Genomic DNA, 5,449 nt, shown 5'->3' with positions numbered 1-5,449 from the left:
CACTCAATTGTGGAGAAGGCTGTTCTTTATGAACTGGACGCACAATCATCTGATCGGCTAAAGAGTGAGAAGATTCTGAAACAGCAGTTTGTTGCTCTTCAGCAGAAAGAGGATGAGAACTGACTAGAGGAAACACCAGACGATTCTGATTTTCTTGAGAGGGAGATACAGAAACACTAGAGACATTCTGCACTTCTCTTAAATGACGTGGAGGCCGTGGTTTAGCTAGTTGTTTTTTAGTAGGTTTACGAGAACCGGTATTTTTTCCTCTAGAAGAAGCACTTTGATCAAACAATGCAAGAGGAATCTTCGTTTTCTTGTTTACACACTGTGTTTCAGTATTCGAACGTGTCGTACTTTCAGAGGCAGAACTTAAATACCAAATTGTAGAATAACCACTAGAATCAGCACATCTTTCTCTCTTTCGTAAAACATACTGATAAGCTCCACCATCAACAGCTGTAATATAATTACCCGAAAGATCTTCCAGAGTAAAATTAGCGCCTCCTAATTTATCAGTAACTAAATTAATCTCTGTAGCCCAACCATTTTTCTGAGAGATAGGACCTGTAATTTCACGACCAGAATCTGCAACGCTTATTTTGTGATTACCCGAACCTTCATCAATCGACAAGTAATCACTTGCATCCCCCGTAGCACTAATATTGAATCGAAAATGCAAACTTCCTGAAAGTTTCTCAACGTGAAGTGAAATATGTTGTGGATCATACGGTATAGAAGTAAAAATAATAGTCCCATCCTGCCCCCCTAAATCTTCAATTTCAATCTGAGGTTTTTCTCCTATATTCCGTTCACCAACCTCAAATATTGTTTCTTCAACTCTGTCCTTTATAGGAATTTTTTTCTTAGTCGTATGATTTGTCCTATCACCAGCGAATAAATAAAGTTCTCCGTGATCATTGACCATTACTTCTCCAACGACATCTTTTATACCAACATGGAACCATGACTTAGCAAAGTTGTTAACAGTCAGACCATCCACAAACCCTTCAGGATATACAACTTGAATAGCATGATCTTTCAAATTAGTAGCAAAAGATTCTCCTAACGCTAAGACGTGCTGTCTCCCATTTCCAGAGACCTCAGCATACATTGATTTTCCCCCCTCTTTTCTTTCTCCTGCATAAAGGTTTTGTTCTCCGTTATCTACCACTTTCGTATTCCAAACCCACGCTCCATCATACACATTCTGCTGTCCCACTGCTCCACTGCCACCAGAAACTGTGGATTTATATGCACTACTTTTTCTCTCCACGCTTATAAGATCAAGACCTTTTTCTTCATGAATAAACTGCTTACCTCCAAGGATTTTAGCATCTATTGCATTTCCTCCACGTGTAACTATTTGCATCCCTCCTTTTTCAATAGTAGCACCTACAGAAGTTGCTCCATTTTCAACAATTTCAACACCACCACCTTCGATCTTAACATTATTGTTGAAAAGGGTTGTAATCAGTGCTGAACCTTTTGGTACCTTCCCTCCACTTTCCACATTTTCTAATCTTTTTAACTCTTCATTCCTGTTTTCAACTGCACTTGCAACTTGTACAAGACAACTACTGATCATCAATACTGAAAAACTCAACTTATGTTTATACTGCATTATCGACACTCCACTCTCAATTATTTAGAAAAATATCCCACGGCTACGTAGGTAACTCGCCTTAGATTGTATCGTAATGTGTTTTATTTATGTTTAAAAAACACTTTTTAAGTGTATTTTTTAATATAAACAACTTTAAGTTGTGTTTCTATAAAATCCACTAGAAAGTTCTAACTTACGGCTGAAAATCTTAATAAAATTCAAATTGTTTACTTGAGTTCAAGGAACAATTTTCAATATTTGAAGTTAGATGAACAAAATGCTCGTGCCTAACGAGGTCACGTCCTTCACGGAACACAAAACGCCTTTGGATTGTACATTCACGCGCTTGTTTTAAAGAGACATCTCTCAACGCACCCGAACCCATTTCGCGACGTCATCCCATGAATGGTATACCGGTAAAGCCATTGCGTCCCCAATCTTTACGCTTATGAAGAAGCGAGCCGATATCATCATACACTTTGCCATCCTAATGTTATGATAGCCCTTGACACTAGAGAAGATTCATAAGAGACATTTTTACTCTTTTCTTGTATAGTTTTTATCCACATGTTCATCCCGCTTGTGATGTGCTAGGCGAATAATTTTGATTGATTCAACATAAACAGATTTGGAATGAGAGAATCCTATGATACTCGGGACTCTCATTCAACATGCATAGAAATGAATTATTATTATAAATTCAGTATGTTGCCTTTAAAAGAGAGAGTATAAAGATACCCTTACTGTTTGAGTAGATCTCTACACTCTCGAGAAGACAAAATCGAGCGTTATCTGTTTAAGCTTGCAAAACAATTACATTTGTAAAATTAATCAGCCGTGTACACACATATTTAGAAACTATAGCGTAATCCTAAAATACCTTGAAGAGCATTCTTAATCTTATGTCCTTTTAGATAATGTGCTTCCGCATAAAGTGTTAGTTTATCATTGACCGTACCGTTTAAACCAATTCCCAATTTACCCGCACTGCCTGATAAATCTGTAATAAATTTATACTGCTTATTAATTGTCGTATAATTATTATTTATATTCTCACGCAACCAAGCTGCCATAATGTAAGCTGTTAATGAAGTTTCTGAATTCACAAAAAATTCATGTCCTGCAGTCAATCCAACTTCACTGCGGAATGAATTTAATGGGCTTAGATCACCTATCATTTCATTGGAAAGTTTTATTCTTTTACCTTCAACCTGCAAACCTGTTAGCTTGATATAAGGCTGCATCCAAGTATTCTGTGCCGGTTCAAAATAACAGCCAATCTCAAATGATCCACCTATCGCCCACTGATTGTAATGACTTTGAATAGCTAAACCATTCGTTGAGATGGCTTTTAAATTATCTCGGTAATAATTATATTTCAAAACACCATCCATATACCATCCACGATGATCAAAATAAGTTGCGTAAGTTCCAATGCTATAAGAGCTCAAATCACTATCACCACCTCGTGCATGAGAAACACGTGCTTGATCATAACTCCCAAAACCACCAACATACAACTCTCCATGCCTTAATTCACTCAACTGATCAGCACCAAAGACTAAACCTGTCTGCCCAAGCTTAAAGTGTGTATGGCCTGTCGCAACACGTTCTCTGCTCTTAATCCCATAAGTCCATAGTTCGATATCTTTCTTATTTCTGTCCCAAATTTTTCTACCATTCCGTACAACTTGCAACTCATTATTAAAAATAAGTCCAGGGACTACGGACAACGTTAACACTGCATCTGTAGAGGGGGTTGTTGATGTTTCACCAGGAAAAAAAGGATCTGTCGGATCTGGCATAGAAGGCTCTGGTCCACTGAGGCGGTCTGCCGATAAAAACCAAACTTTCCCATTTTCATCCTTTCTTTCTTTCAAATCATACATATAAGTTCCACCATCAATGGCGTTAATTTTTTCACCCTTAAGATCTGTCAGCGTAAAATGCGCACCACCACTTTGATCCGTAATTAAATCACGCTTATTTGAAAAAGGATCCGTGATTTCAACTCCAGAATCAGCAACACTTATTGTATGTTTCCCAGCGCCTTTCTCAACCAAGAGATAATCACCACGGTTATGGGCAATCGTAGTATTGAACGCGAAATGTAAATTTCCTGAAAGATTATTCACATGAAGCTGAGAATAATATGGATCAGAACCTGTAAACGAAAAAATAACACTCCCTTCACCACTTAATTTTTGTATCAAAGAACTTTTTCCATCAAACTCATCAGTAACAGAGTACAGTTTTGTATCTTTTCCATTTAAAATAATATCTTCTACTGTGGTGCGTTGTTGATCATTCCCAGCATAAAGATGGATCTGCCCAGAATGGTTTACCTGTGTCTTGCCTTCTAATGTTGCTCCAGCATGCACCCATGATTTTGTTTGATCATTCATTGTTAGATTCTTTACAGATCCATCAGTATATATTTCCTGAATAGCACTCTCATTTAAAGTGACTCCAATAGCCTGACCGCCTTTTAAGATACGTTGTTTACCACCACCAAAAACTTCTGTGTCAAATGCAAAACCACCATTTTTTGCACTTTGAGACTTTTTTCCAACCTCTTGGACACCCCCTCGCATAACTTTCGTATTCCAAACTTTTCCGCCATCATATACTTTTTGTTGGCCTAGTGTTTCATCTTGACCATAAATGACAGTATGAGAAGCACTACTCCCTTTAATCTCTCCTCCAATATCCCCCTCGCCGAAAACAAGCTGCTCACCACCATAAATTTTAGTCCCTTCTACTTTTCCTCCATTTCCAACACTTTGGTGTCCGCCTTCTTCAACAACAGCATTTTTCGAAAAACCTTGTTTTCCCTTCAAAGCCTGAACATTTTCAATTCCACCATGTTCAATTTTACTATTCTCACTGAGTCCTCCTGCATACACATAAAGCTCTGCACCATTCCTTACAGTGTTATTAATGGATCGCCCTGGACTATCAATCTCACCATCATTTGAAATGTATGCTTTACCTTCATTATCAAGGATATAATTTTCTAAAATTGCCCCATCTTTAATGGAGATAAGTTCAGGCTTTTTAAGAAACGCAGTATTTTGTTCTTGTGCATTATATCCAGCATTGTCACGATGACTACTGTCAAGTTCCTGTTGACTCGCAAACACTCTAGCACCCTTATCCATGATAAAATCGCTAGGCTTTTTCAAAAAGTCTAATTCATTGCGCGTTCTTACCATGGCATCATTAGAGGCTCCAAGTATGCATCTGCCTGTTTTCATATCCTCATTGTATTGATCTTGAAATACTTTATCATTTTCATAACTTGAAGATTGACAAAAAAGTGCTGTTCCCCCCTCATTTGCAGCAGCAGCTTGCACAAAACAGCTGCTCAACATGAGTATCCAACAATGTCGTTTCCATTTATATTGTAGAGCCATATCCTCCCCCCTTCACGCCTGCATAGACACTAAACGTAATTAGCTCTACAAAATATATTTTCAACCTTAGATTGCAACAATCCTTCTTAAAAATCCTCCTTATCTCATAAAAAACCGTTCTTTATAGTTTTTAAATACTTTTTTGATCAAGAATATAAGAGCGCTCTTATAGTGCTTCTTTAGCATTTTCTCGGAGTTTTCTTATCAAAGATAAAAAGTAATGTATAATCAAGTATATAAGGGTATACAGTTTATCATGAACAACGAAGCTGCGTGCTCTGAAAAATTGTTCTCTGAACCTTTAATTAAAGACCTTTAAAAACAATCATATATTTAAAGATAACTAAAAAATAACCATATATTTAGAAACTATAGCGTACACCTATAATTCCCTGAAGGGACTGTTTTGTTTTACGCCCTTTAATAT

At 37.2% G+C, this 5,449-nt stretch carries 2 protein-coding genes and 1 pseudogene; all 3 read right to left on the bottom strand.

The window, feature by feature from the left end; translation table 11 throughout:
- On the bottom strand, positions 1-1,624 hold a 1,624-nt coding region (locus tag ACFIKN_RS00925; RefSeq protein WP_375657764.1), incomplete at its 3' end, for a pertactin-like passenger domain-containing protein.
- Between the two features lie 259 nt (positions 1,625-1,883).
- Positions 1,884-2,175, bottom strand: a pseudogene (locus ACFIKN_RS00920) (integrase arm-type DNA-binding domain-containing protein); the annotation flags it as partial.
- Between the two features lie 282 nt (positions 2,176-2,457).
- Positions 2,458-5,022, bottom strand: coding sequence for a BafA family autotransporter (bafA, locus tag ACFIKN_RS00915; RefSeq protein WP_273791124.1), 2,565 nt, complete (start codon positions 5,020-5,022; stop codon positions 2,458-2,460).
- Positions 5,023-5,449: the final 427 nt, after the last annotated feature.

It is taken from the genome of Bartonella sp. CL436QHHD (genome assembly GCF_042195105.1).
Taxonomy (GTDB): Bacteria; Pseudomonadota; Alphaproteobacteria; order Rhizobiales; family Rhizobiaceae; genus Bartonella.
Note: the sequence above shows the minus strand (reverse complement) of the source record. Positions and strands in the feature narration are given on the sequence as shown.